General features: G+C 44.9%; 21 protein-coding genes. 11 read left to right on the forward strand and 10 right to left on the reverse strand.

Features of this window, described 5'->3' with window-relative positions:
- Positions 1-119: 119 nt before the first annotated feature.
- Together V7R42_RS04695 and ccoG are read right to left on the reverse strand one after the other, a co-directional pair.
- A complete protein-coding gene (locus V7R42_RS04695; RefSeq protein WP_334019052.1) occupies positions 120-1,103 on the reverse strand; it encodes a serine/threonine protein kinase in 984 nt (327 codons plus the stop codon).
- Positions 1,100-2,530, reverse strand: coding sequence for a cytochrome c oxidase accessory protein CcoG (gene ccoG, locus V7R42_RS04700; RefSeq protein ID WP_334019053.1), 1,431 nt, complete (start codon positions 2,528-2,530; stop codon positions 1,100-1,102). Before ccoG ends, V7R42_RS04695 begins: the two co-directional genes overlap by 4 nt.
- Positions 2,531-3,009: 479 nt before the next feature.
- Here ccoG and V7R42_RS04705 point away from each other — a divergent pair, with 479 nt between their 5' ends.
- Both V7R42_RS04705 and V7R42_RS04710 read left to right on the forward strand, forming a co-directional pair.
- Complete coding sequence (locus V7R42_RS04705; RefSeq protein WP_334019054.1) at positions 3,010-3,381, forward strand: hypothetical protein; 372 nt, start codon at positions 3,010-3,012, stop codon at positions 3,379-3,381.
- Between the two features lie 123 nt (positions 3,382-3,504).
- The gene (locus tag V7R42_RS04710; protein WP_334019055.1) at positions 3,505-4,050 is read left to right on the forward strand and encodes a DUF3016 domain-containing protein; all 546 of its coding nucleotides are present in this window, start codon (positions 3,505-3,507) and stop codon (positions 4,048-4,050) included.
- Positions 4,051-4,144: 94 nt separating this feature from the next.
- Here V7R42_RS04710 and V7R42_RS04715 read toward each other — a convergent pair whose 3' ends face one another.
- On the reverse strand, positions 4,145-5,905 hold the full coding sequence (locus V7R42_RS04715; RefSeq protein WP_334019056.1) for an acyl-CoA dehydrogenase family protein: 1,761 nt from the start codon (positions 5,903-5,905) through the stop codon (positions 4,145-4,147).
- Positions 5,906-6,179: 274 nt separating this feature from the next.
- On the opposite strand from V7R42_RS04715, the gene V7R42_RS04720 reads away from it, so the two are divergent.
- Both V7R42_RS04720 and V7R42_RS04725 read left to right on the forward strand, forming a co-directional pair.
- On the forward strand, positions 6,180-6,971 hold the full coding sequence (locus tag V7R42_RS04720; protein ID WP_334019057.1) for an SDR family NAD(P)-dependent oxidoreductase: 792 nt from the start codon (positions 6,180-6,182) through the stop codon (positions 6,969-6,971).
- Positions 6,972-7,057: 86 nt separating this feature from the next.
- On the forward strand, positions 7,058-7,933 hold the full coding sequence (locus V7R42_RS04725) for an amidohydrolase family protein (RefSeq protein ID WP_334019058.1): 876 nt from the start codon (positions 7,058-7,060) through the stop codon (positions 7,931-7,933).
- Between the two features lie 70 nt (positions 7,934-8,003).
- Here the strand turns inward: V7R42_RS04725 and V7R42_RS04730 are convergent, their stop codons facing one another.
- The 3 genes from V7R42_RS04730 to V7R42_RS04740 all read right to left on the reverse strand — a co-directional run bounded on the left by V7R42_RS04730 (position 8,004) and on the right by V7R42_RS04740 (position 10,622).
- Positions 8,004-9,188 carry a mandelate racemase/muconate lactonizing enzyme family protein gene (locus V7R42_RS04730; protein WP_334019059.1) on the reverse strand — a complete coding sequence of 395 codons (1,185 nt, stop codon included), beginning with the start codon at positions 9,186-9,188 and terminating at the stop codon, positions 8,004-8,006.
- A 55-nt stretch (positions 9,189-9,243) separates the two neighbouring features.
- The gene (locus V7R42_RS04735) at positions 9,244-10,011 is read right to left on the reverse strand and encodes a class II aldolase/adducin family protein (protein WP_334019060.1); all 768 of its coding nucleotides are present in this window, start codon (positions 10,009-10,011) and stop codon (positions 9,244-9,246) included.
- Positions 10,012-10,076: 65 nt separating this feature from the next.
- Positions 10,077-10,622, reverse strand: coding sequence for an NUDIX hydrolase (locus tag V7R42_RS04740; RefSeq protein WP_334019061.1), 546 nt, complete (start codon positions 10,620-10,622; stop codon positions 10,077-10,079).
- 284 nt (positions 10,623-10,906) lie between these two features.
- On the opposite strand from V7R42_RS04740, the gene V7R42_RS04745 reads away from it, so the two are divergent.
- The 7 genes from V7R42_RS04745 to V7R42_RS04775 all read left to right on the forward strand — a co-directional run bounded on the left by V7R42_RS04745 (position 10,907) and on the right by V7R42_RS04775 (position 21,173).
- Complete coding sequence (locus V7R42_RS04745) at positions 10,907-11,956, forward strand: efflux RND transporter periplasmic adaptor subunit (protein ID WP_334019062.1); 1,050 nt, start codon at positions 10,907-10,909, stop codon at positions 11,954-11,956.
- A gap of 14 nt (positions 11,957-11,970) precedes the next feature.
- Entirely contained in the window at positions 11,971-15,078 is a 3,108-nt protein-coding gene (locus tag V7R42_RS04750; protein WP_334019063.1) for an efflux RND transporter permease subunit, read from the forward strand.
- A gap of 576 nt (positions 15,079-15,654) precedes the next feature.
- Entirely contained in the window at positions 15,655-16,059 is a 405-nt protein-coding gene (locus V7R42_RS04755; RefSeq protein WP_334019064.1) for a phosphate ABC transporter substrate-binding protein, read from the forward strand.
- 34 nt (positions 16,060-16,093) lie between these two features.
- A complete protein-coding gene (locus V7R42_RS04760) occupies positions 16,094-17,293 on the forward strand; it encodes a topoisomerase IV (RefSeq protein WP_334019065.1) in 1,200 nt (399 codons plus the stop codon).
- 510 nt (positions 17,294-17,803) lie between these two features.
- Entirely contained in the window at positions 17,804-18,208 is a 405-nt protein-coding gene (locus tag V7R42_RS04765; RefSeq protein ID WP_334019066.1) for a phosphate ABC transporter substrate-binding protein, read from the forward strand.
- A gap of 35 nt (positions 18,209-18,243) precedes the next feature.
- Positions 18,244-19,401, forward strand: coding sequence for a topoisomerase IV (locus V7R42_RS04770; protein ID WP_334019067.1), 1,158 nt, complete (start codon positions 18,244-18,246; stop codon positions 19,399-19,401).
- A 152-nt stretch (positions 19,402-19,553) separates the two neighbouring features.
- Positions 19,554-21,173: a methyl-accepting chemotaxis protein gene (locus V7R42_RS04775; protein WP_334019068.1), complete on the forward strand. Its 1,620-nt coding sequence runs from the start codon at positions 19,554-19,556 to the stop codon at positions 21,171-21,173.
- A 235-nt stretch (positions 21,174-21,408) separates the two neighbouring features.
- Here the strand turns inward: V7R42_RS04775 and rpoD are convergent, their stop codons facing one another.
- The 4 genes from rpoD to V7R42_RS04795 all read right to left on the reverse strand — a co-directional run bounded on the left by rpoD (position 21,409) and on the right by V7R42_RS04795 (position 26,123).
- Positions 21,409-23,241 carry an RNA polymerase sigma factor RpoD gene (gene rpoD, locus V7R42_RS04780; RefSeq protein WP_334019069.1) on the reverse strand — a complete coding sequence of 611 codons (1,833 nt, stop codon included), beginning with the start codon at positions 23,239-23,241 and terminating at the stop codon, positions 21,409-21,411.
- 54 nt (positions 23,242-23,295) lie between these two features.
- Positions 23,296-23,484 carry a hypothetical protein gene (locus V7R42_RS04785; protein WP_334019070.1) on the reverse strand — a complete coding sequence of 63 codons (189 nt, stop codon included), beginning with the start codon at positions 23,482-23,484 and terminating at the stop codon, positions 23,296-23,298.
- A gap of 209 nt (positions 23,485-23,693) precedes the next feature.
- Positions 23,694-25,472, reverse strand: coding sequence for a DNA primase (dnaG, locus tag V7R42_RS04790; RefSeq protein ID WP_334019071.1), 1,779 nt, complete (start codon positions 25,470-25,472; stop codon positions 23,694-23,696).
- A gap of 204 nt (positions 25,473-25,676) precedes the next feature.
- Entirely contained in the window at positions 25,677-26,123 is a 447-nt protein-coding gene (locus V7R42_RS04795) for a GatB/YqeY domain-containing protein (protein ID WP_012517256.1), read from the reverse strand.
- Positions 26,124-26,535: the final 412 nt, after the last annotated feature.

Below are 26,535 nucleotides of genomic sequence, written 5' to 3' on the forward strand. Positions count from 1 at the left end.
TCTAAGTTAAAAAGTGATAGCGAATACGGTTTCTTATACCTTACGCTTTTTCGTAACCGCCATAAGATTATCGACAACGGTCATCGAAAAAGCGTTTTTTCAGCAGTAAAGGGGCTGGCTCAATATCCTAATTTCAGTGGAGGCTCTTGAAGGGCCGATAGTTGCTCTTTCAAAGCAAGAATTTGGCCTTCCCAGTATTTATCTTCAGCAAACCAAGGAAATGCCCGAGGAAATGCAGGGTCTTCCCAGCGTCGTGAAAGCCATGCCATGTAATGCACCATTCGCATCGCGCGAAGGGGTTCAATAAGCGGCAGTTGTGCAGTATCAAACGGGTGAAACTCCTCGTAAGCTTCAACCAGAGTATCGAGCTGCAATAGCTGTTGCTGACGGTCGCCGCTTAACATCATCCACAAATCTTGAATAGCGGGCCCCATGCGACAGTCGTCAAGATCAACGAAGGTCGGACCGTCGCGCCATAGTATATTGCCTGGGTGGCAGTCACCGTGAAGTCGAATACTCGATGTAGGCTTGTAAGCTTTTTGGGTGGCTTCAATCACAGGATTAAGTATGGCGAAAAACGCTGTTTTTAAATGCTCTGGCAATAGTGTGCTTTGAGCAAGAACTTGCTTTGGCTCGTTGAGATAACTTTCAATGTCTATCGAAGGGCGGTGCGTAAAACCTTTCGCAGATGCAACGCGATGAATACGGCCAATGAAACGTCCCATCCACTCGAGTTGATCAAGGTTGTCATTTTCGAATTGCCTGCCGCCTACCGAAGGAAATAACGCAAATCGGTAGTCAGTTTCCGCCACATTGTGATGATGCAGCGTGCAGCCATTGAGAGAAATGGGCGCAGCCAATGGAATTTCGTTATCAATTAGCTCTGCAGCAAACGCGTGTTCTTCAAGAATTTGCGTGTCGGTCCATCGACCTGGGCGATAGAATTTTGCTACATAGCGCTGACTGTCTTCAGCCAAAAACTGATAGACGCGGTTTTCATAACTATTTAGTGCTAGCAAACCGCTTTGAAGAAAAATGCCCTGACTTTCCAGGGCATCTAATATGGTGTCTGGGCTAAGCCCAGAGAATGAAAAATCTGTCATCGATAAAGGAACTTCGTTGGCTCATCAACAGTAACCGTTTCCCCATCAATAGTGGTGGTTACACTGATAAAAATATCGGTAACCGTATCTTCCAGATTATAGGCGTCAGTTGCAACTGAAATTGGTGTACTGTATACCGCACCGCCTTCAACTGTCACAGTTTGCTCACCAATGTACTTATAGTCAGGCAGACCTTTTACAGCAATAGCGTAGGTTTGTGCTTGCTGTGTTTTGTTGAGTACTTTTATTGTATAAACGTTCTCAATTAGCCCTTCATTCGTTTCGCGGTATAGCGAGTTTCTGTCGCGGATAATGTCAACTTCGGTGGGGCTGCGCATCCAAATATTGGCAAACAGCAAGCCTATCATGACCACTAAAACCACGAAATAACCAATTAATTTTGGACGTAAAATGTGAGTCTTTCCGCCAGCTAGTTCTTCTTCCGAGGTAAAGCTTATCAGGCCTTTAGGATAACCCATTTTATCCATAACACCGTTACAGGCATCAACACAGGCACCGCAGTTTATGCATTCGTATTGTAAGCCGTTTCGAATATCGATACCGGTTGGGCATACCTGAACACACAAGTTACAATCGATGCAGTCGCCTAAACCTTTTTCCTGCACTTGCTCGTAACTAAGTTTACGTGGTCGCGGGCCGCGTTGCTCTCCACGCTTTGCATCATACGATACGGTGAACGTATCTTTGTCGAACATGGCAGATTGAAAACGCGCATAGGGGCAAATGTGCGTACACATGATTTCGCGCATGTAGCCTGCGTTTCCGTATGTACATATCGAAAAGAAAATAACCGAAAAACCTGCCCAAAAGCTGGTTTTAAATGTCACAAAGTTGATAAACAACTCACCAATTGGCGTAAAGTAGCCAACAAAGGTCAAAGCCGTTAACAGCGCTACCAATACCCAAGCGGTATGCTTAGCCGTTTTACGCAAAAATTTGTCGGTGTCCATCTTGCGCGCATCAAGGGCTATACGCTTATTTCGAGGGCCTTCGAATTTCTCTTCGAACCACGTATAAATGTACACCCACGTTGTTTGAGGGCACATAAATCCACACCACACACGACCAGCGAACGTAGTGACGAAGAACAACGCAAAGGCGGAAACAATAAATATATAGGCTAGTAAGGTAAGGTCTTGAGGCCATAATGTAAGAGAGAAAATAGTAAAACGCTGCTCGCCAATATCAAGTAGCACAGCTTGGTGTCCGTTATACTGAATCCACGGGATGATGGCAAAAAGGCCCAAAAAGAAAAGGCCAAACATGCGTCTAAACGTTTCTAATGGACCTTGTACAGCCCGCACATAAATACGGCTACGAGAGTCGTGGCGTTTACCCTCAGGTCCACCTTTGGGTTTATGTACTTTTACCGGTGTAACGGTCTTTACCGGTATTTGTTCATTCATAGCTTAACCTTATGTGACGTAACGAACTGCCTGTGCAGTATAACTGCGTTCAAAACGTCATATTTAATGTAGATCAATAATGCGGCGTATGGTGTATCTTTTTAAAGTTTCAGTCAATACTGAAACTTCAGAAAATAAGTCGTTTTTGTTTTGGTTTCCTTAGTTTATGTAACTTTGTAAATAGTTAAATACAGCTACGTGAATAATGAGGATTACTATAACGGCCAGATACCATTTGATTCCCAGCATCGACGATTAGGCTTTACCTACTATACATGAGTATAGTTTGCTGTATTTACAGGTAAACCGATATCACCCTATTATCGTCGATAATAATGTGGTCAATTACCGTTTGAATCGTGTACAGTGGTCATTGTGAAAATGTAAATTGGCAACGTGTAGTTGTGCACATAGTAAGAAAGGTGCTAAAAAATTGGCGCTATTTGTAGGAAACGTCTGTCAGAGTTAGCTGAGAAGTCATGTTAAGGTTCTTTATCATCGCTGCTGAAATTATTGTTTTGGTAATTGTGCTGCGGTCTCCTTTTGTTCAGTATCTCTTTGAAGATATCCAGAACTCGCTTTCTGAATGGCTAGTTTCAATCGCCACCTTACCGGAGCGAGAAGAACTGCGTAGTTTACAAGATAAAATTAATGTCCAGCTGAGTCCCTTAAAGGCTTACCAGCAAACATATGTTCAGCAAATCACCGCTGATAGCGCCAGCGTTAAACGTTTTTATCACACCTATTGTGAAAAGGACGATATAAACCCCAACTTTACGGGAACTAAACGCGTTCAACTATGCCTAATCATTAAACAGTCGTCAGTTATGCAAGTAGCAAAGCGAGACTAGCCAGTTCTAACCAGGTTGGTCAAATATAAAGCTGATATAAAAGCCGACAATTGCTGCATGCTAAGCTTTTTCTAAATGTCTTGCTAACTCATCGTTTAAACGACTGAATTTAGGAGCATAAAAGTGAATAAATTACGTACTTTTTCTTGTTTAAGCTGCGCCACAGCGGTGGGACTCCTTACCGTTTTTGCTCCCACTCAAGCCGCAGAGGTGAAGATAACGTGGGAAGAACCTGAGTCTTACAGCGATGTAAGACCAACCAATGAATCTCGTAAACGGTTCCGCGAACGAACGCTACAAGCGCTTGAAGAACACATTGTAGAATTGGCCAGTGATTTACCTGAGTCGCAAGTGCTGTCAATGACGGTAACGAATGTTGATTTGGCTGGACAAGTATGGCCAAGCCAGTTTGTCGGCTTCGGGAACGGCGCCGGCAGTGACGTCCGTATTATTAAGCGCATTGATATTCCTAGAATGACATTTAGTTACTCGTTGGCTAATGCCGACGGTCAGGTCATTGTAAGTGGTGAAGATGTGAAACTTAAAGATATGGATTTTATGGATTCGAACATACGTCGCAATCGCACGGAATCGCTTTCTTATGAAAAAGCGATGCTTAACGATTGGTTTTCAGATACGTTTTCAACCCAAGTAGCAGCGAACGACTAATAGTTTCGTTCAAATCATAATAAAAAAGGTCACATAGAGTGACCTTTTTTGCATTCTTAGCCCATATTTCACGGGCTATAGCAGTATAAGCTGCCTACAGATAATCAAACTCATTACCTGATATTGCAAGGGTGCTTTCAGGGCCAGCTTTATAAGCGGCTTTGTGCGCATCGCGACGTACTAAGATACGTTCCATGTAGAAGTCCCGTGTCTTCATCTTAGACGCTGCAAGTACCGCGTTACCTGAAGCTTGCGCTTTGTCGGCCATGCTGTACCACAGTACACCAATCAATGAATAGGCGCTATACGCTAGATAATCACAAGCAGCTGCAGCAGCGGTGGTGGCATCCATCCCTAAGCAATCGGCTGAAGATGCACGCCAGTCATCAAGAATACCTTGAGCCAGACCCTTCGCTTCACTGTCTTGAATGTCACTAACCAATGCGTTAAACGCCTTATAGGTCGCTTCCATCATCTGACCGCCATCTCGGGTAAGCTTACGACCAATAAGGTCTAGCGCCTGAATACCGTTGGTGCCTTCATATAACATAGCAATGCGCACGTCGCGCATAAGTTGTTCCATACCCCATTCACGAATAAAGCCGTGACCACCAAATACTTGTACACCAAGGCTGGTGGTCTCGAGCCCCATATCCGTCATAAAAGCTTTGCAGATTGGGGTTAAAAACTGAAGTATCTTGTCGGCATCTTCTTTTTCTTGGCCTTCACCAAGCTTTTCTACGTCCATAAACTTGGCGTAGAAAAGTGAAAGGGCACGGCAGCCTTCAATCAGTGATTTCTGCGTAAGTAACATACGCGCTACGTCAGGTTGAAAGACGATTGGATCTGCTTTGCCTTCTGGATTTTGAATACCCTGAGGTGCGCGAGACTGCACACGTTCACGGGCATAGGTCAGCGCGCCTTGGTAAGCGGCTTCGGCCGCCCCTAAGCCTTGCAGACCTACTTGGAAGCGTGCATCGTTCATCATGGTGAACATACATGCTAGGCCTTGGTTTTCTTCACCAACAAGATACCCGGTTGCGCCGTCAAAATTCATTACACAAGTCGGGCTCGCTTTGATCCCCATTTTGTGTTCAATACTTCCTACAGACAAGCTGTTCGCTTCACCGGGTTCATTGCTGGCATCTGGAAGGAACTTAGGCACTAAGAATAAGCTGATACCCTTAACGCCTTTGGGAGCGTCAGGTAGACGAGCTAGAACAAGGTGAATAACGTTCGAACTCCAATCGTGATCACCTGCGGTAATAAAAATTTTATTACCGGTGACTTTATAGCTGCCGTCGCCTTGTGGCTCAGCTTTGGTACTAAGCAAGCTCAAATCTGTTCCTGCGTGAGGTTCGGTCAGGTTCATGGTACCTGTCCACTCACCGCTGATTAGTTTGGCAAGATAGATATCTTTTAATGCTTTACTGGCGTGCTTAGTAACCGCAAGTGTTGCGCTTTCAGTAAGCATGGTGGTTAAACGCCAGCTTAAATTCGCCGCGTTTAGCATTTCGTGAACGGGTACAGCCATGGTGTAAGGCAAGTCCTGCCCTTCGTACTCGGCAGTACCTAGCATCGCATTCCAGCCGTTCGCCACGTATTCCTGATAGGCATCTGCAAAGCCTTTAGGCGTAGTAATTTTGCCGTCTTTCAGCGTACAGCCTTCTTCATCGCCTTCACGGTTGAGCGGGGCAACCACATCCAAAGCAAACTTTGCACCTTGTGCAATAATTTCGTTGGCCAGTTCGCTATCAAAGTCGCTGATACCAAGCTTTTCGTAGTGAGCATCAAGTCCAAGCCAGTCTTTCAATAAGAACTGAAAATCAGTTGTAGGGGCATGGTACAGAGGCATGGATGACTCCTTTTTCAAACAAGTGTTTTAATTTTGCCTATTATAGTCACAAAAAGCGTAGCCCGAATAGTCCGTTAAAGGAAAGTTAATAATAAATTTGGGTGATATGAGGACTGAGTTTAACGCATAGCGTAGCAATAAGATGGCGCCGTTTGTTAATCGAGTGGCGAAGTCTGGTTGTAAGTTCGCTTGCAATTCATATTCTCACTGGCATGCTTAGGCTATATCGAAATAACGCGTTCACAAATGTGCCAGTCACACGGTAAAGAGAAACATGAATATAGATAGCGCGAATAAAAACGTCAAACATACTAGTGGTAATGCGAAGAGCCCGGTTTGTATCGTAACGGGGGGAAGTCTGGGTATCGGTTTTGCAATATGTAAGCTGTTTAGTCAAAACGGTTATCACGTAGTTAATCTGGATATCAGAGACTTTGAGCAAGCAATACCTAATGCTATTTGGAAGCCTTGCGATGTCAGTGTCGTCAACAATATTGAAGCGGCAGTTAATGAGGTTATTAGTTCTTATCAACGCATAGACGCGTTGGTATGTAATGCCGGTGTACATGTTTCTGCGACCATTGAAGATACTGATGAAGCGCTGCTCGACAAGGTACTAAACCTAAACGTAAAAGGGGCGTATGGCGCGATTAAGTCTTGCCTGCCAACCATGAAAGAGCAGGGCAGCGGCGCGATTGTGGTGATGGGCTCAGATCAGTCCTTTATTGGAAAGCGCAATTCGTTCGCCTACGGGGTCAGCAAAGGTGCGTTGGCGTCTATGGCGAAAACCACCGCGCTAGACTACGCGCCCTATAATATCCGCGTTAACGCGGTGTGCCCGGGTACTATCGAAACACCTCTATTTCACAACGCCATTGATAATTACGTGGCACGTTCTGGGGCAGATAAAAATGAAGTGGTAGCTGAAGAAGCCGCTGCACAACCTATTGGACGTTTGGGCCAGCCCGAAGACGTAGCTGAATTGACTTATTTCCTATGCAGCAACAAAGCGTCGTTCATCACGGGTAGCTTGTATGCAGTAGATGGGGGCTTTACTGCACAATAGATAGGGATGAATAGATAGCACTGAATAGAAGAACAACGCGAAGTACCTTATCAGCAATAGCTTAAACCAAGGTTTTATAAATAAAGATGAGCAAGCCTTCAATCACTTGGATAGATCCTCATATTCACTTCTTTGCCTTAAACGAAGGGCACTATGATTGGCTAAAGCCTGCCAATGCCCCCTTTTGGCCAGACAAAAAAGCGATTGCGAAACACACGTTAGAGCACATGCTCTACCGCGCTTCGTTAGGGCAGTTAGGCGGTTTTGTTCACATCGAAGCGGGTTACGACAACGAAAGACCTTGGCATGAAATCGCTTTCTTGGAGCGTCATTGTACGCTGCCATTTCGTTCGGTTGGGTGTATCGATTTAACGGGAAGTAATGTTGGCAGTCATATCGATAAGCTAAAGCAGTACGACTCAGTATGCGGGCTTCGTCATATATTAGATGACGACGCTGAAGCACTTTTACGTACCCCTAAGGTTAAATGGGGGCTTTCTCATATGGCGTCGCAAAGCTTGTCTTTTGATGCACAGTTAAACCTTGCCGATAGCAATGCCGTGCGTGCGCTGCTAACGGTATTAGAACAAACACCCTCGCTAAAAGTGGCTGTAAACCATGCCGCGTTAGCGCCGATAGATGTAAATAGCTTAGCGTTTAAAACATGGCGGCAGAATATCCGCGACTTGGGTGAAACGCAGCAAGTTGTGTTTAAGTTCTCGGGTTTAGAGATGCAAGATCGTAGGTGGCAGTGGCAGCGTGCGTCTTATGTCTTTGAAACCTTGTTGGACACCGTTGGTACAGATCCCATTATGTTTGGCAGCAACTTCCCGCTATGTCAGTGGCGAATGCCGTATGTCGCGCTTTGGCATGGGTTCGTTGATATGACAACGCCGCTTACTGAAGAACAAAGAGCGGCGCTGCTGTATGGTAATGCGAAGCAATGGTACGACATTGTATAAAGCTGGTTTGGCTGAGGTGCAAAGCTAGCTTCGGGTTTATTGCCTTCAATAAACCCGTTAAGTTTCAGTTTTATTTAAGCTCAGTCACCGTCATGTGCGGCGAACGGTAAACCACCTCATCGTTCAGATCGATACCAATTCCCGGTGTGTCAGGCGCTTCAATAAAGCCGTTTACTGGCTGAGGATCTTGAATGCAAAGTTCACGGTTCCAGTCTTTAATAGCGTAGGTATGGTGCTCGTGAATTAAGAAGTTTGGAATGGCCGTTTCTAAATGTAGGCTTGCCGCTGTCGCAACAGGGCCACCGCAAACGTGAGCCTGAATACGCACATCGTAAATGTCGGCATAGTCACACACCTTTTTCGCTTCAGTGAAACCGCCACAAAGGCCAACGTCAGGTTGAAGTACATCAATAGACTGATCTTCAAGGTAAGGACGAACATCCCAGCGGTGGTACAAGCGCTCACCACCTGCAATAGGCACATTTACGTTCTTTGCTACTTTGTCGTGAAGCTTTGAGTTAAGGTAATTCACAGGCTCTTCGTAATATAAACAGCCAATTTCTTCAACGATGTCACCCAGCTGAATGGCCGTTGACGCACCTAATAAGCTATGACATTCAAAGATAATGTCGCCATCTTCGCCCATGGTGTCTCTAATCGCCTGAAGGCGGGCTTTGAAAAGTTTAAGCTCGGGCTTAGTGAATAGTTTGGTTCTGTCGAAGTGCGTGTTCCCGTCTTTATCGTAAACAATGGGGTCAACTTTTACCGCGTCGTAACCATCCTTAAGTGCTTTTTCAGTGGCGCGAGCATAATCAGCGGGGTCGTTAAGCTTGGTCACTTCTTTGTCCCAATCAAACTGTAGTTGGCTGGCGTAGCTACGAAGCTTGCCATTAGTTTTGCCACCCAGTAATTCGTAAACCGGCAAGCCAAGCGCTTTGCCTTTGATATCCCAAAGTGCAGTATCAATGGCGCTCATCGCAGCATAAATAATTGGGCCGCCGCCCAATCCCCAAAAGCCTTCGCGCAGCATTCTCGACCAAAGCAGTTCAGTATGGAAAGGATTAAAGCCAATCAGCATGGCTTCGGCAATTTCTTTAATCATATGTGCAGCGGCGCTGTGACCCCAGTCATAAGCCAGTCCTGCTTCGCCCACACCGGTAATACCTTCGTCGGTGTAAACGCGCACGAAAACCGGGTTCCACTGAGGGCGCTTAGGGCATTCGATATCAAAAATTTCTACTTTGGTGACTTTCATAATGTATAAACAATTCCTGTTTGAAATAAGTTGGCGTTTAGCTGGCTACGCTAAATTATTCGCAAAAGCCTGGGTCTAGTTTGTAAGCTTTGCGAAGCATGGCAGGCCATGCTTTTTGTCCACCTGTTTCGCCGCTATGAACCACTTTGGCCTGTGCGTATATGCCATCGATAATATTTTGCGGTACTTCGATAACCTCTCCGTTGGACTGCATCAGGGCAAGCTGAATTTCACATGCACGCTGCAAATCGTAAAAGCGCATAAAGGCGTCGCCAACGGTGGGGCCAAGGGTTAGGCCGCCGTGGTTCGGTAAAAGCATGTGGTTAGTGTCGCCAAGGTCGTTCTGTAAACGTTTTTTTTCACTATCATCCACAGCAAGACCTTCGTAGCCGTGGTAAGAAAGCGACGGTAGTGAAAACATTGAATACTGGCTCCACGGCTTAAGCCCGCCTTTAACAGATGCGACTGATATTGTGGCTAGTGTATGCAGGTGAATAACGCATTGGGCATCGTGGCGCACTTCGTGGATAGCACTGTGAATGGTGAAGCCAGCGGGGTTTATGCCGAAAGGCGTATCGTCAAGGATGTTACCCTCTAAATCGACCTTAACTAGGTTAGAAGCGGTAATTTCGTCAAACGTCAGGCCAAACGCGTTAACCAGGTAATGATCTGTGCCCGGTACCTTAGCTGAAATATGTGTGTAAATAAGGTCGCCCCATCGCATATCTGCCACTAACCGATAGCATGCTGCTAAATCGACACGAGTTTGCCATTCTTGTTCAGATACTTTGCCTTTAAGGCTTAAGGTTGGCAGTGAAAACAAGCCACTTCTCCTATTCTTTTCGTGGGGACAATTTACCAATACCCGCAGCAATGAACAATGCTTTGTCAGTGCTGCTTTATATCGAATTGGGTGTAGCCATCGCGCAAGGGAATAAGATTGTCAGGGAAACGCATTGCGTCGTGGTCAAGGGTAAAGGGGTCGGCCTTTACAAGTTTTATTATCTCTAATTTGGCCCAAGGAGGCGCCTCGAAAGCGTCTGGAAGGGTCTCAATACCGGCATCTAAATCACAGCCAAATATAGCCAATCCATTCGGTGTGTTGGATAAATACTGGGTGACTTCAACATTGAACCCGGTTTCTTCCCACGTCTCTCTATGTGCAGTGCAGGCAACCGATTCTTTTTCAAGTAATCCCCCACCAGGGAAATCCAATTTACCTGAAAGACGGTGTTCTACTAATAGTACCTTGTTATTTATTTTGATTAGACAAGCGGCAGCAATCAGAGAGGCTTGCGCATTTTTTCTAATGTAATTTTCTTGAGTTAAAAGCCTATCGGAGACACGACAAACCGGTGCGCTGGGAGAAGACTGTGAACAGGCGAAAAGCGTTAAAACAGCGAATATAGCTGATAAGCGAAATAAGATGACCATGGATTTGGGTAAAATACTCTAGAGCGGTTTGTGTTTGTTTAAAAACAATCAGTATTAAAAGACAGACTCTACGCAGAAATAAAAATAACACAACAAATACCAATCCGCATAGATCATTACCCACTCAGCGATGATCTATGCAGATTGGTATAATAATAACGCGGTACACAAACTTAACGGTTTACAACGCGGGTTAATAACCGCAAGCGAACTTTGTGTACTCGAGTAACCTAAACGTGTTAGCAAATACGTCATAGGGTGCTTTTTTACCTATAGGAAAGGTTATGTCTTCACGATTATCTTTATCGCCTTTGTTGCTTGGCGCAGTATTACTTGCGGGTGTTGTAGCGTATTTGAATATGCCCGAAGAAGAGAGCGCGAGTAATAGTAGCGTGCGGGCGACGCCGGTAAAAACCGCCTTGGTATCATCACAGGCATTCCCCATTACGATTGAGTCATTAGGTACTGCTACCGCCAATGAGTCGGTGAATATTACCGCACAAGTCACCGATACCGTAAAAACGATTAACTTTGAAGACGGCGATAAAGCCACCGAAGGCGAGTTACTCGTTCAGCTAAACAATACGGAAGAACGCGCCAGGGTAGAGGAACTTAAAGCAAATATTAATGAGGCTAAACGCCAGTTTGCACGAATTGCGGACTTGCGCCAGTCAAACGCGACGTCTGAGCAACTACTCGACGAGCAGCAAGCACGGGTTGAGGCCTTACAAGCTCAATTGGATATTGCCTCCGCCCAGCTAAACGACTTACAGATACGCGCGCCATTTAGCGGGCTACTAGGCAACCGAGAGATCAGTATTGGTTCTTTAGTACAACCTGGTGACACCATCACGACGTTAGATGACATCAGTCTTATTAAGGTCGACTTCAGTATTGCTGAAAACCACCTTGCAAGCGTAGCAAAGGGGCAAGCATTAAGTGCATCGTCGGTGGCATATCCCGGAGAAGAATTCACAGGGAAAATCTCTAACGTTGATACGCGACTTGACCCAATTAGCCGCTCTATTCGCGTTCGCGCAACCATAGACAACCTAGACAATCGCCTGCGTCCAGGTATGCTGCTTACTGTAGTTGTAGAAAAACGCGTGCTCAACACGTTGGTATTACCGGAAAAGGCGCTGGTTCCCGTTCAAGACAAGCAGTATGTGTATGTAGTTAAAGATAACGTTGCACACCAAACGGAAGTGGTTATTGGTGAGCGTCGCCCCGGGCTAGTGCAAATTGTTAGTGGGCTAAACGAAGGCGATGAGGTCATTACCGAAGGCACGCTGCGGGTGCGCGACCAATCTCCGGTTAATGTGTTGAACCGCTAAGGGAGCTTATCGTCATGTTATTGTCAGACATTTCTGTAAAGCGCCCCGTTTTCGCAACGGTTATCAATCTATTGCTAATCATTTTCGGTATTGTCGCTTTTACCATGTTGAGTTTGCGCGAATATCCAGATATTGACCCACCGATTGTCTCGGTGAGTACAACCTACACAGGGGCATCGGCTAATATTGTTGAGACTCGGATCACCCAGCTATTGGAAGATAGAATATCGGGTATTGAGGGGATAAAAAACGTTACTTCGACCTCTCGCAATGGTCGCTCAGACATTTCCATTGAATTTAAGCTTTCTCGTGACATTGATGCCGCGGCGAATGACGTGCGCGAGCGAGTAAGTCGCGCACTCAATAACTTGCCTGACCAAGCTGATCCGCCAGAAGTGTCTAAAGCGAATTCCGATGAAAGCGCCGTGGTGTGGTACAACCTGCGAAGCACTAACCTAAATACCATGGAGCTGACTGACTACGCCGAGCGCGTATTAGTGGATAGGCTTTCAATTGTCGACGGTGTCGCACGGGTACAAATTGGTGGTGGCAGACGCTATGCCATGAAAGTATTCTTAGACCGCAATGCAATGGCGGCAAGAGGTATTACGGTAAACGATGTAGAGCAAGTCATTCGCGCCGAGAATGTGGAATTGCCGGCGGGGGAAGTGGAAAGTACTGATCGTAACTTTGAAGTACGGGTTGCGCGAACCTTTCTTACGCCTGACGACTTTGCCGCGTTGACGGTTGCGATAGGTGACAACGGCTATCTTGTTCGGCTTGGCGAAATAGCCCATGTTGAATTAACCGCAGAAGATGACGAAACCGAGTTTCGTGGTGATGGCGTCAACATGATTGGGTTAGGCATTATCAAACAGTCTAAAGCCAATACCCTTGATGTCGCCCGTGCAGCGAAAGCGCAGATTGAAAGAATAGAAGCTACTCTTCCTGATAATATCTTTATCGTGCCCAGCTATGATTCGTCGGTATTTATCGAGGCGTCGATTGATGAAGTATATGAGACTTTAGGTATCGCGATGCTAATGGTGGTGATCGTTATTTACCTTTTCCTCGGTAATATTCGCGCTACATTAATTCCTGCGGTTACCGTACCGGTTTCTATTATTGCCGCTTTCATCGTGATGTATGCGCTGGGTTTCTCCATCAACCTTCTTACCTTGCTTGCAATGGTGTTAGCTATCGGCCTTGTGGTGGATGACGCTATAGTTGTGCTTGAGAACATCTATCGACGTATAGAAATGGGAGAGCCACCTATATTGGCTGCCTATCGCGGAGCGAAAGAAGTGGGGTTTGCGGTTATTGCGACTACGCTTGTATTAATTTCTGTTTTCGTGCCTTTGGTTTTCTTAGAGGGTAACATTGGAAGGTTATTCACTGAGTTTGCATTGGCTATTGCTGCTGCGGTGGCATTTTCAAGCTTCACGGCGCTTACGCTGTCGCCCATGATGGCATCTAAAATTCTTAAAAAAAGAACCCGTTCATCTGGCTTTGGAAGTTGGATGGACAAGCAATTTTCTCGACTCGAGACGGGCTATTTCAATACGCTTGGAAAAACGCTACATCAGCCTCTTTTGATGTTACTAATGCTCATTATTGCCGTCGTTGCACTGGTCCAGCTTTCAGAGAAAGTGCCAAGCGAGTTCGTGCCTAAAGAAGATAGGGGAAACTTTTTTATCTTAATGAATGCACAAGAGGGGGCGAGCTTTGAGAGCAATGCTAAAAACCTTGCAGAAATTGAAAATATCCTAATGCCGTACCGCAAGAGCGGTAAGATTAATCGTCTTCTGGTTAGAACACCTGGTTTCGGTGGAAATGCGGGCATCGCTATCGTGGGTTCCGCCGACTGGGACGAGCGAGATTTTAGTACATTTTCGCTAATGGATGAAATCAGCGCCGAACTAAATAGTGTACCTGATGTTCGTGCTTTTGCCATTATGCGCAGTGGGATCTCTGGAGGAGGTCTCGGACGTCCTGTTCAGTTCGTTCTGCAGGGGGACACCTACGAAAATTTAGTTGAATGGCGAGACATTGTTCTACAAAAAGCGGCACAGAACCCAAAACTCATTCGTCTAGACTCTGATTATAAGGAAACTTCACCACAGCTATTGGTGAATATTAACCGAGACAGAGCCGCTGATCTTGGCGTTTCAATTAGTGATATTGGCGGCACATTAGAAGTGATGCTAGGCCAGCGTAGGGTATCAACATTTCTTGATAGAGGCGAAGAATACGATGTCATCATGGAAGGTATAGAGGAAGATTTTCGAAGCCCTAACAGCATAGAAAATTTGTACGTGCGTTCATCCCGTACTGGCGAGCTCATTCCTATGGACAATTTACTCACGTTTGAAGAGCAAGCCACGTCAGCACAGTTAAATCGCTACAACAGAATGCGTGCTGTCACTATTTCTGCCAACTTGGCGGACGGTTATACGCTAGGGCAGGCACTTGAATATTTAGAAAACATTGTAAGTACAGAACTGCCTGACAATGTATCAATAGATTACAAAGGCGAGTCACAGCTGTATCAGGAAGCGGGTAATTCATTTATCTATGTATTTATGCTGGCACTCGCTGTCACTTACTTAATATTGGCTGCGCAATTTGAAAGCTGGGTGCACCCGTTAGTCATCATGCTGACCGTGCCGTTGGCCCTAGTTGGCGCCTATATTGGGCTATTTTTTAGCGACATGACCATCAACATATACAGTCAAATTGGTTTGGTTATGTTAATTGGCCTTGCCGCAAAAAACGGTATCTTAATTGTCGAGTTTGCCAACCAACTACGCGATGCAGGTATGGAGTTTGAGTATGCACTTAAGCGCGCTGCCGCCCAGCGCTTGCGTCCTATCGTAATGACTGGCTTCACTACAGTGTTTAGTTCCTTGCCGCTTGTGCTGGCGTCTGGACCCGGAGCAGAAAGCAGAATGGTTATTGGTATGGTCATTTTCTCAGGTGTTCTTGTTTCTGCCTTTATGACGCTTTATGTTGTTCCCACCGCTTATAGTTGGCTGGCGAGAAACACAGGTTCACCTCTTAAACGAACCATGGAGATAGAGAGCCTAGAGCAGTCTATTCCCTACAAAAAAGGCGAATCTTAGCAATGAGCGGGGTACAAGCCCCGCTAATCCTTGGTTTCTTTCAAAATATTCTCATTAGTTCGACAAGATCTGTAAAGCGCCGTCTTCATCCGGATTGGAACAGGAGGCGCTTAGAGAATGAACAGGAAAGATTAACAACCTCCATCAATCACGTATTTTTTTATATACGTCAATATTGGTGTTTATCACTAAGTTTAAAGTGGTGAGTTGAATTAAGTTATTGAATAGTAAATAATAATTTTGTTTTTTAATTCTTATCATAAATTTTTATAGGCAGCTATAATCCATAAAGGTATGTCTTAGACATTTGTATAGTTGCTTAAGTTACAACTTCATCTACACTTCGCGCCGAAATGAAACGTTTGTATAAGCCGTTAATTTTTTAAACGCTTAAATTTTAATACTCAAATTGGCGAATATGACAATTGTGACTAATACTTACCTCGTTGTATGTGTATGAGCACACAAGCACATGTTTGCCGAAAATCGTTTAAAAGCTCACTTCCCGCGTCAAACGGGTTAGCAAGAAAGTTAAAAACGAAAAGCAAGCAATCAACAGACTCTAGAGGACATATCATGAAAAAATGGATACTTGCAGCAGCATTGTGCTGTAACGTAGCGATTGCTGACGTAGCAGTCATCGTGCATCCCAGCAACGGCGATTCATTGGATAAAGATAGTATTAGCCGTCTTTTCTTAAATAAAGCAAAAGCATTTCCTAACGGTACACAAGCAGAGCCTGTTGCGCTAGCTGAAGGTCAGTCCGCCACTGATGAGTTTAATGGCAAAGTATTAAACAAAACTGCAGCGCAACTTACCGCGTTTTGGTCAAAACTTGTGTTTACCGGTAAAGGTCAACCACCAAAAGCATTGGGTAGCGACGCAGAAGTTGTATCTGCAGTAGCAGGCAACCCTGGCGCTATAGGTTACGTAGATGCGGGCGCTGTTAACGACAGTGTACGCGTTGTCGCCACCTTTTAATTGACCGTTTATACAAAGAATTTAAGGAATACGCATGAAAACCAAATTAGCTATCTTATCTGTGGCTGGCCTTTTGACTGCTCCTGCATTAGCCGACATTCAGATTAACGGCTTCGCAAACCTGATTGGTGGAATGACCCTGGATGATGACGAATCAGTTTACGACTACGACAGCGACTTTAGCTTCGACCCTGCAAGTGTCTTTGGCCTTCAGGTTCGTGGCGATGTGAGCGATAAGCTCTCTGCTACTGCTCAGCTGGTTGGCCGTGGCAGTGAAGACTACGACGCAGATTTTGAGTGGGCATACATGACCTATGTGTTGAATAATAACTTCAATATTAGTGCAGGTCGTCTTCGCATGCCTTTATTTAAATATTCTGCATCATTAGACGTTGGCTATTCGTATCACTGGTTAACGCCACCAGATGCTGTATACGGCATTGATTTTAACAACATTGATGGTGTTCGCGTTGACTACATGAACTATTCAGGTGACTGGGAATATGGAGCACAGTTCACTGTAGGCCGCGTAGAGGCTGATACTACTATTTCAGGCACGCCTGCTGTGCTAGAACTGGAAAACGTGGTAGCAGTTTCGCTTGAAGCAACCCGCGATTGGTTCAGTGCCCGTACTTTGTTGGCGCGTGGTAAAACCACTGCAACTAATGCCGAATTTGATACATTTGTTGATGGGCTAAGTCAATATGGTGCTTTCATTCCTTCTGCTTCTTTAGCTGCTGAAGGTTTGAGTGTAAACGAAGATACGGGGACTTTCTTTGAAGTTTCCTTAGATATCGACAAGTACGATTGGTTTGTGGGTGCAGAGTTTACCCAAACTGAAGTTGATGGCTCTGTTATTGCCGACAACAAAGCTTGGTATGTTACCGCTGGTATGCGTTTTGGGAAGTTCACGCCGCACATTACCTATGAAGTTGAAGAAGGCGACAACGATGCACAACTTGGTTTGATTGCAGCACTGCCGGCCACAATTGCAACAGGTGATGCTGTTCTAGACGCGACATGGAACGGGGCCGATGGCGCGCCAGGTATTTACCAAATCGCGTCCGGTATCGCAGCTCAGCAGAAGTTCGAGGTGTCTGCAGTGACTGTGGGTCTGCGCTACGACGTTGAGCCAGGCTTTGCGCTTAAAACAGATGTTACTTGGTATTCAGATGATCTGAACGACCTTAACGACGCTACTTTGTTGAAAGTAGGTGTGAACTACACGTTCTAATTACTTTTTATGACCTCGCACATTTGTGCGAGGTCATAAAGATACCACTTGTTTAATAATTGCACTGTCGCGTGTGATGCTTTTTAAATTAAACTCGCATTTTTTATTCGTTAAAATTAAATTCTACTCACTAGCAACCCAACATAAAACTGCCTTTTTTATTTTCATTTTTTTTGAAAACATTGTGTTTAAATTTTTCATTTTATTTTTTTATAAATTTTTGAAAGTGCGCGAGTAAATGGTATTTAGTTATTAAGTATAATTGTAGAAAAACTATATTTCCTTAAACTTAAATTCACTCTTAGCTTTTAAGCCTACAAAGTACAAGAAAAATTTAGGCGTTTATTATTTGGCAATGGTTTGAACTCTAGCCTAAGCTCAATTTCGTGATTTGCGCGTAAATAGAGCAGGTGTTTACGCCAGCTTCTTTTTGCATCGCTTAAAGAAAGAATCCAAATAACAAAGCAAAGCAATTGACGGTCCATTGAATAAATCATTAGAGGAAACACAATGAAAAAATGGTTGTTGGCAGCGAGTTTGTGCAGTGGGATAGCATTTGCAGATGTTGCCGTTATTGTTAACCCAAACAATAGCGATACCTTAAATAAAGACACTATCAGTCGCCTTTTTTTAAATAAAGCAAAAGCGTTTCCAAACGGCACTAAATCAGTTCCTTACGCATTGGCGGAAGGGAATACTATTGCTGATGAATTTAATGGCAAAGTTCTTAACAAAACATCGGCTCAACTTACTGCGTTTTGGTCAAAGCTTGTGTTTACTGGAAAGGGGCAACCTCCCAAAGCACTTGAAAATGATGCTGAGGTTATTGCTACTGTAGCAGGGAACGCCGAAGCAATTGGTTATGTAGACGCAAGCTCTGTGAATGACAGCGTTCGCGTAGTTGCAACTTTTTAATTACACAGTATTAGCTCGTATTTTGAGGAACACACATGAAAACCAAACTTATTATGTTGTCGTTAGCTGGACTTTTTGCATCGCCAACCTTTGCTGACATTCAAATCAATGGCTTTGCAAATCTAATTGGCGGGATAACCCTGGATGATGATGAAGCCGTTTATGGTTACGACAGTGACTTTAGCTTTGACCCTGCCAGCGTATTTGGCCTACAGGTTAGAGGTGAAGTAAGTGATAAATTATCTGCGACAGCGCAGATAGTGGGTCGTGGAAGTGATGATTACGACGCAAGTTTTGAATGGGCCTATATGACGTATGCTCTTTCGAGCAATTCAAGCATTAGTGCGGGACGTATTCGCCTACCATTGTTTAAGTATTCCGCGTCGTTAGATGTCGGTTATTCATATCACTGGTTAACCCCCCCAGATTCTGTTTACGGTGTTTTAATTAATAACATGGATGGTGTCCGTTACGATTACAGCAATTATCACGGTGATTGGGAATACGGCGTTCAAGTATTTGGTGGTCATTCACAAAGTGACACATTGGAAGCAGATAAACTTGTTGGTGTATCTTTTGAGGCTGCTCGCGACTGGTTTAGCGTTCGCTCTATATACGCGCGTACAAAGTTTACTAGTGAAAATGAGAGCTTAGCCACGTTAACAGATGCTATAAGCAACTTTGCAGGAGTAGTGCCTTCCGTAAATACACTGTCAAATAGTTTTTTACTTAATGAAGATTCAACGGGTTTCTTCGAGCTAGCTTTGGCGGTAGACAAGTATGACTGGTTTATTGGCGCCGAATATACTCATATCGATATCGATGATTCGCCGTTCGCAGGAGATGACGCTTGGTACGTAACAGCAGGAATGCGTTTTGGTAAATTTACTCCGCATATCACTTATGAACACAAAGAGTCAGATGCGAACGATGTTTTGGATCATTTAAATGGTATCCCTACATCAATTAGCACGGGCGATGCTGCAACAGATGCAACTTGGGCTACGCTTTATCAAACATTTGTTGGTATTGCGGCCTCGCAAGAAGAGGACAGATCAGCCGTTACAGCGGGTCTTCGTTATGATGTAGAACCTGGTTTCGCAGTGAAAAGTGAAGTAACTTGGTACACTGATGAAGTAAATGATTCAAACGATGCAACGTTATTAAGAGTTGGTGTTAACTATACGTTCTAATTGCGTTTGCATTTTGTCAATAGCCCTGCTATTAACACAGCAGGGCTTAGATATTTCTAAAGTTTTTTTTAAAAGTGAAGATAAACCAAGTAACAGAGCCAAGAGTTTCTGGCATAGACATAAAGTAATGTGACGTAATTGGTGAGATAAAAATGAATTTCCTAAATAAAATGCCTATCGCGACTAAGATTTTTTTGATACCAGGAATTGCTGCGCTTAGCTTTGTTGTTTACCTTCTGATAACGATTTATACAGCACTTAATAACGGTGCAACGCTAGAAAAGGTTCAAAAAGTGCAGTTCCCTGCGTTGCAACTTTCGGCAACTACATTAGTCGACATGCAGAAAGTGCGCGATACTCTTGCGAGCGCTGTAACGACAGGCGACCAGGATACGCTTACCATAGCGCAAGACTTAGCTGAAGAAGCGAAGAAAGGCCTTAAACAAATAGCGGCGATAAGCCCAGATTTTCGTTCGGATATTTCTCGTATATCTTCAGGCTTTGATAAATATTTTGACGTTGCTTATGACGTTTCTAAGTCTATGGTAAATGGTACAGCCGACTTCAGTCGATTAGGTGAACTTTCTGCCCAAATGAATCAATCGTATGACGGCGCAATTGCAGCGATGTCTCAATTTCGCGATGTACAGCAAGCAGCCTTTGAAGAAGCGTTTGAAAACACAGACAGTGCAAATACATCGCTTATTAGCACAGGTGTGATTTTAGCGATTGTTGTAACAATCCTGTTGTTTGCTACAGCTGTACCTATTGTTCGCGGCATTAAACAGAGTATTGATGACGTAGTGCGTTCGCTTAAAGATATCGCTCAGGAAAATGGCGACTTAACAGTTCGTATCGAGACCAAAAGCGAAGATGAAATTGGCGAGTTAGTGTATTGGTTCAACCAATTCATGGATAAGCTTCAAGGGGTGGTGCGTGACGTTGTAGAAGCAAGTTTACCGCTATCAAATTTGGCGCAGAATTTACGTGGTGTAACTGAAGAAACTCAGCGCACCATTGATGTACAGCAAAAATCTGCAACCAACGCTAAGAGCGCGGTTGACATCATGAGTGGTTCTGTTGATGGTGTTGCACACAGTGCAGCACAAGCGGCAAGTGATGCAAACGAAGCCACTACCGCAGCAAGTGAAGGCCGACAAATCGTGCAGCAAACAGTTACTAGTATTCAGCAACTTGCCGAAAACGTGCGCGAAACTGCTGACGTTATTGCACGTTTAGAGTCTGATTCAAACAAGGTTGGTTCAGTGCTGGACGTGATAAAGGGTATCGCCGAACAGACCAATCTGTTAGCGCTAAATGCCGCAATTGAGGCTGCAAGGGCAGGTGAACAGGGTCGAGGCTTTGCGGTAGTAGCTGATGAAGTGAGAACGCTAGCATCGCGAACACAGCAGTCTACGGAAGAAATTCAAAGTACAATTGAACAGCTTCAAAATGCGGCTCACTCAGCGGTAGAGGTGATGGCGCGCGGTACTGAACAGGCTTCAAGTAGTGTGGAAACTGCGAATAAAGCAGGCAGTAGCCTAGAGACTATCACCAGTACGATAGGGCGCATTAACCAAATGAACGAGCAAATTGCTCATAATACGGAAGACCAACGCTCTGTAGCGGTAGATATCGTTCGCCATGTAGACGAAATCCATGAGCGTACCGAGCAAACTGCAAGCCGCTCGGGTGAACTTGGCAGCATGTGTAATGAGCTTGCAGACCTTGCGCAACACCTTGAATCGATTGCAAAGCAATTTAGAGTATAAGCGCTGGCTATTCTATACAGCATATCAAGGCCTCCGTTTGGAGGCTTTTTTGTAGGTCTAGAGTACATACTAAGCGCAAAGCTATTTATAACCAGTTCGCAAAGATAATTATCCTCTCAGCGATTATTTATACGGACAGGCATAACGACTTAGGTCAAGTGGAGTATGATTGATTCAAAGGCATAAAAAATCCCCAGCCAAAGCCGGGGAGTTTTATTTCAAAGTAATGCTTTTTCTATTCGTCTAAGAAACTACGTAGCTGCTCAGAGCGGCTAGGATGGCGAAGTTTGCGAAGCGCTTTCGCTTCAATCTGACGAATACGCTCACGGGTTACGTCAAACTGTTTGCCCACTTCTTCAAGCGTGTGGTCAGTATTCATGTCGATACCGAAACGCATGCGAAGTACCTTTGCTTCTCGGGCTGTAAGACCTGCCAAGACTTCCTGCGTAGCATCTTTCAAGCTTCCGCCAGTTGCTGAATCGAGGGGCTGAATAATCGTGCTGTCCTCGATAAAGTCGCCAAGATGCGAATCTTCATCATCGCCGATAGGCGTTTCCATCGAGATTGGCTCTTTGGCAATTTTAAGCACCTTACGGATCTTGTCTTCAGGCATTAGCATGCGCTCTGACAATTCTTCAGGTGTAGGCTCTCGACCCATTTCCTGAAGCATTTGACGAGAGATGCGGTTAAGCTTGTTAATCGTCTCAATCATGTGAACAGGGATACGAATAGTGCGCGCCTGATCAGCAATTGAGCGAGTGATTGCCTGACGAATCCACCACGTTGCGTAAGTCGAGAACTTATAACCACGGCGGTATTCAAACTTGTCCACTGCCTTCATTAGACCAATGTTACCTTCTTGAATAAGGTCAAGGAATTGAAGGCCACGGTTGGTGTACTTCTTAGCAATTGAAATAACAAGACGTAAGTTAGCTTCAACCATTTCTTTCTTCGCACGGCGCGCTTTCGCTTCACCGATTGACATGCGACGGTTGATGTCTTTGATATCTGCGATCACCAAGCCAGTTTCCTGTTCAACTTGGTTCATCTTGCTAATACAGCGCTCAATTTCTTCCTGATTTACAGCAAGTTCAGCGGCGTAAGGTGCACCTGATTTAACTGCTTCATGTAACCAAGCGTTAGACGTTTCGTTACCGGCAAACGCTTTGATGAAGTCTTTCTTCGGCATTTTTGCGTTAACAACACAGAACTTCATTACAAGGCGCTCTTGAATACGCACTTTGTCCATCATCTCACGCATGTTTCTAACCATGCGATCAAACTGTTTTGGAACTAAGCGAAACTCTTTGAACACATCGCTTAACGCATTAATTTGTGCGCGAGAGTCAGCATGAGCTCGACCTTTTTTCTCGATGACTTCACGAGTCTTGAGGTATTGCTCACGAAGCTCAGTGAAACGCTCGCGGGCTAACTCTGGATCAACGCCGCTATCGTCTTCTTCGCTATCGTCGTCATCTTCATCGTCGTCCTCATCATCTAACTCTTCTTCAGATAATTCAGAGCCAACGTGGGTAGCCGTCGGAGCAAGATCTTGCTCATCATTAGGGTCCACAAAGCCAGAGATAATGTCGCTTAAGCGAATCTCTTCTGCTTCGTAAAGATCCCACTGGTCTAATAGATAAGTGATGGCTTCTGGGTATTCAGCTACTGAACATTGTACTTGGTTGATCCCATCTTCAATTCGCTTAGCGATTTCAATTTCGCCTTCACGAGTAAGAAGTTCAACCGTACCCATTTCACGCATATACATGCGAACTGGGTCAGTCGTACGGCCAATTTCACTTTCTACAGTAGCAAGTGCCTGTGCTGCCGCTTCTGCAGCATCTTCATCGGCATTCGCTTCTTGCATGAGAAGTTCGTCTGCATCAGGAGCTGATTCAGAAACTTGAATTCCCATGTCGTTAATCATGCGGATTATGTCTTCGATTTGATCAGAATCGACAATATCTTGCGGCAGGTGGTCGTTTACTTCTGCAAAGGTTAAGTAACCTTGCTCTTTACCTTTTGCAATCAGGAGTTTAATCTGAGACTGCTTGCTTTGCGCCATATAACCTACACTTCTCACATTCAATTAGTTTGCAATAGAAAAGACAACACACGTCTAGGTATGTTCCCCGTTCTGCTGTAGTACTGCTTTTGTATCAAGGCCGTTAATGCTCGATGCCACGCTGGTCTTAACCGTTATGCTGCGATGCACATCTGCTCGGGTTTGGATCTGCCCGTTATATTCGGCTATATCTTTGTTACTCGTGCTGCTGCATTTTTGTTCACTTTTAGGCGAATGAGACACGTTTATCTGTGCCTGCAGCGAATTAGTCAGTATAGCAGAATAAGCGGTGGTTTTACCAGATTGATGGCCGATTTTTTAGCCAGTGTTTTTTAACCGCTGGCATAGTGCACTATCTCACATAAAAGCTTACATCAAAGCGGTCTAATAACGATTGAACAAAACGTTGACTACAAATGAACAGGATAACCTCTAGGTCTGTTGACCAAAGGTTAACTCTTCTGCCTTTCCCTCATAAGCAAGTTCAATTCCTGTTTTTCCGCTTGTGTTAGCGGCTGAACCCGCGAACGTGAAATTAAGGTTTCAATGCGGCTATCGAAATGCCCGTCCAGTAAGCGAGCGAAGCTGTCGTTATAAACCCGTTCAGCATCCTCGTCTTTAACCAAATGTTCTTGTAACAATAATTTCGCGATAGTAGAAGAATGGGGATGGTCCCGGAAATTTTCAACAAGCTGCGCGGTTTTCGCTTGAGGGTGACTTACGCAATAGCGATGCACGTCACGTAATAAATCCATGCCAGCAGCGTTGCTGCCGGCAAAAATATCTATTTGAACGTCTTCACACAGCGTGGCTAATTCAGGCTTATCAAGCAGTAAACGTATCAGCATGCGAAGCGGCGACAGTTTAGGCTTGTTTACTTGATTGCGGTTAGGTGAATAAGCGTGCTTTGAGCCTTGATTGGCTTTAGTAATATCTTGCTGCAGTTTAAATCGATCGAACTCGCCGGTGTGCTTGGCTAACTCTTCCAGTAACATTTGTTTTTGATCATCACCTAGCGTGCTCTCAATTAGCGGCATTGCCGCTTTTTTAAGGGCAATTTTACCTTCCGGCGTGCCCACATTGTGCGTTTTTAATAAGTTTTCGAAGAAGAAGCGGGACAACGGCATGGCGTCATCGAGCATGTCCATGAAGGCATCTTTGCCCACCTGACGCACCATAGTGTCGGGGTCTTCGCCATCGGGTAGGAATAAAAACGAAATACGCACGCCGTCTTTTAATGCGGGTAGGGCGTTTTCTAAGGCGCGCCATGCTGCTTCACGTCCGGCTCTATCGCCGTCGTAGCAGCAAACAATGTGCGAGGTAGCGCGAACCAGCATTTGGATATGTTCAGGCGTGGTAGCTGTACCTAGCGCAGCCGTAGCAATATTAATGTCGAATTGACTGAGCGCCACTACGTCCATATATCCTTCAACAATCACGACGGTATCCAGGCTACGGTTTTTTTGTTTGGCAGAATAAAAGCCAAAGAGCTCACTGCCTTTGTGGAAAATGCGAGTTTCTGGCGAGTTTAAGTATTTAGGGCCGCCGTCATCTAATACTCGGCCACCGAAACCCACCACGCGACCCCGTTTATCCCTAATTGGAAACATAATGCGGTCGCGGAAGAAGTCGTAGGTACGCCCTTGATCGTTTTTATTGACCAGCTTTAAATCGACTAGCTGCTTGATGCGCTGTGGGTCTTTACCAAAGGTATTTAGCAGCGCGTCCCAACTGTCCGGCGCGTAGCCAATTTCCCATTGTTTGACGATGTCACCACTCAGCCCACGGTTTTTCAAATAGTCGATGGCTTTTTTACTATTACCATTTTGACGTAACTGATGCTGGAAAAAGCGTGCAACTTGTTCCATCACTGCGTAATCGTCTTGCTGTTGCTGCTTTTTCTCTTCGCTCATGGCAGGACGACTGCCCTTTTCACGGGGGACTTCAAGCCCGTGATAGCGCGCTAACTCTTCAATGGCCTCGACAAATTCTAAGCGGTCGAATTCCATAATAAACGAGATAGCGTTACCGTGAGCGCCACAGCCGAAACAGTGGTAAAACTGTTTGTCTTGACTAACAGTGAAAGATGGCGATTTTTCGTTGTGAAAAGGGCAGCACGCTTGGTAGTTTTTACCTGCTTTTTTAAGTTTAACTCGGCTATCTACCACTTCTACCACATCGGTACGTGACAGCAGGTCGTCTATAAAATCGCGAGGTATCTTTCCAGCCATGAGGGTACTTTCAAAAAGGGTTAGTTAAAAAAGATTCAGTTCAAAAAGAATGAGAAAAGCACAAGTCGTAACTGCGTTTGAAACGACAGGCTACAACATTATGAAAACAGTAGTCTACTTTAACAGGGAAGTGTAAAAATGAGAACAATGAAGGTGTGACAATGCACACCTTCTACACGCTTCACTTTTACGAAAGGGCAGAGTTTAAGCGTTCAAGCGCGCTTTAATTTTTGCACTTAAAGCACCCATGTCGGTGCGGCCTTGAACCTTAGGTTTCAAGGCGCCCATGACCTTACCCATATCCTGCATACCCGATGCTCCGGTCGCAGCCATGGTTTCGTCGATAAGTGCATTTAGCTCATCGTCAGTCAAAGGCTGAGGTAAGAAATCTTCAATGTAAGTGATTTCTTCACGCTCTTTGCTAGCTAGGTCGTCGCGGTTTGCTGCGTCGTATTGGGCAGCCGCGTCTTGGCGCTGCTTAACCATTTTGGTTAGTACCGCTAAGATTGCGCTATCGTCTAGCGTAATTTGTTCATCGATTTCTTTTTGCTTAATGGCAGCCATTGCCATACGAATAGTACCAAGACGTACTTTTTCTTTTGCACGCATCGCATCTTTTTGCGCTGCTTTTAAATCATCAATTAGTGCCATGATGTTTCCTGATTTTTATTAGTAGATTGAGCTTATACCAATCCGCATAGATCATTGCCCACTCAGAAGGCGCTGGCTAGCTTCATACCGAAGCGTGAGAATGCAGGAATGGTGCTCCCTTTCAAATTCCCAGAATGAAGCTTGCCAGACCTTCCCGAAGGGCGAGTTTAAAATGTCCATACTCTTTGTTGTGCCACCTTGATGTAGAGCCACTACACCTGCGGTAACATGCCGCGATTACGAACATTTTACCTCTCGCTGAGAGGGTAATGTTTTATGCGGACTGGTATTATTAAGCCCCAGGTTGAAAATCAAATGCAACCATTTGAAAAGGAAAAAATGGAGTCGTTGAGAATAAGACCAAAAAATAGAGGCCCAGAAACGCGAAAGGTGCTGCAATTGCAACACCTTT

The organism is Alteromonas sp. S015, from assembly GCF_036864485.1.
Taxonomy (GTDB): domain Bacteria; phylum Pseudomonadota; class Gammaproteobacteria; order Enterobacterales; family Alteromonadaceae; genus Alteromonas.

Excerpts from the sequence above, each read along its gene's own strand:
- V7R42_RS04720 (WP_334019057.1), top strand. The coding sequence starts at position 6,180 with ATGAATATAGATAGCGCGAATAAAAACGTCAAACATACTAGTGGTAAT.
- V7R42_RS04745 (WP_334019062.1), top strand. The coding sequence starts at position 10,907 with ATGTCTTCACGATTATCTTTATCGCCTTTGTTGCTTGGCGCAGTATTA.
- V7R42_RS04770 (WP_334019067.1), top strand. The coding sequence starts at position 18,244 with ATGAAAACCAAACTTATTATGTTGTCGTTAGCTGGACTTTTTGCATCG.
- dnaG (WP_334019071.1), bottom strand. The coding sequence starts at position 25,472 with ATGGCTGGAAAGATACCTCGCGATTTTATAGACGACCTGCTGTCACGT.
- V7R42_RS04765 (WP_334019066.1), top strand. The coding sequence starts at position 17,804 with ATGAAAAAATGGTTGTTGGCAGCGAGTTTGTGCAGTGGGATAGCATTT.
- V7R42_RS04775 (WP_334019068.1), top strand. The coding sequence starts at position 19,554 with ATGAATTTCCTAAATAAAATGCCTATCGCGACTAAGATTTTTTTGATA.
- ccoG (WP_334019053.1), bottom strand. The coding sequence starts at position 2,530 with ATGAATGAACAAATACCGGTAAAGACCGTTACACCGGTAAAAGTACAT.
- V7R42_RS04755 (WP_334019064.1), top strand. The coding sequence starts at position 15,655 with ATGAAAAAATGGATACTTGCAGCAGCATTGTGCTGTAACGTAGCGATT.
- V7R42_RS04740 (WP_334019061.1), bottom strand. The coding sequence starts at position 10,622 with ATGGTCATCTTATTTCGCTTATCAGCTATATTCGCTGTTTTAACGCTT.
- V7R42_RS04730 (WP_334019059.1), bottom strand. The coding sequence starts at position 9,188 with ATGAAAGTCACCAAAGTAGAAATTTTTGATATCGAATGCCCTAAGCGC.
- V7R42_RS04760 (WP_334019065.1), top strand. The coding sequence starts at position 16,094 with ATGAAAACCAAATTAGCTATCTTATCTGTGGCTGGCCTTTTGACTGCT.
- V7R42_RS04750 (WP_334019063.1), top strand. The coding sequence starts at position 11,971 with ATGTTATTGTCAGACATTTCTGTAAAGCGCCCCGTTTTCGCAACGGTT.
- V7R42_RS04795 (WP_012517256.1), bottom strand. The coding sequence starts at position 26,123 with ATGGCACTAATTGATGATTTAAAAGCAGCGCAAAAAGATGCGATGCGT.
- rpoD (WP_334019069.1), bottom strand. The coding sequence starts at position 23,241 with ATGGCGCAAAGCAAGCAGTCTCAGATTAAACTCCTGATTGCAAAAGGT.
- V7R42_RS04695 (WP_334019052.1), bottom strand. The coding sequence starts at position 1,103 with ATGACAGATTTTTCATTCTCTGGGCTTAGCCCAGACACCATATTAGAT.
- V7R42_RS04705 (WP_334019054.1), top strand. The coding sequence starts at position 3,010 with ATGTTAAGGTTCTTTATCATCGCTGCTGAAATTATTGTTTTGGTAATT.
- V7R42_RS04715 (WP_334019056.1), bottom strand. The coding sequence starts at position 5,905 with ATGCCTCTGTACCATGCCCCTACAACTGATTTTCAGTTCTTATTGAAA.
- V7R42_RS04725 (WP_334019058.1), top strand. The coding sequence starts at position 7,058 with ATGAGCAAGCCTTCAATCACTTGGATAGATCCTCATATTCACTTCTTT.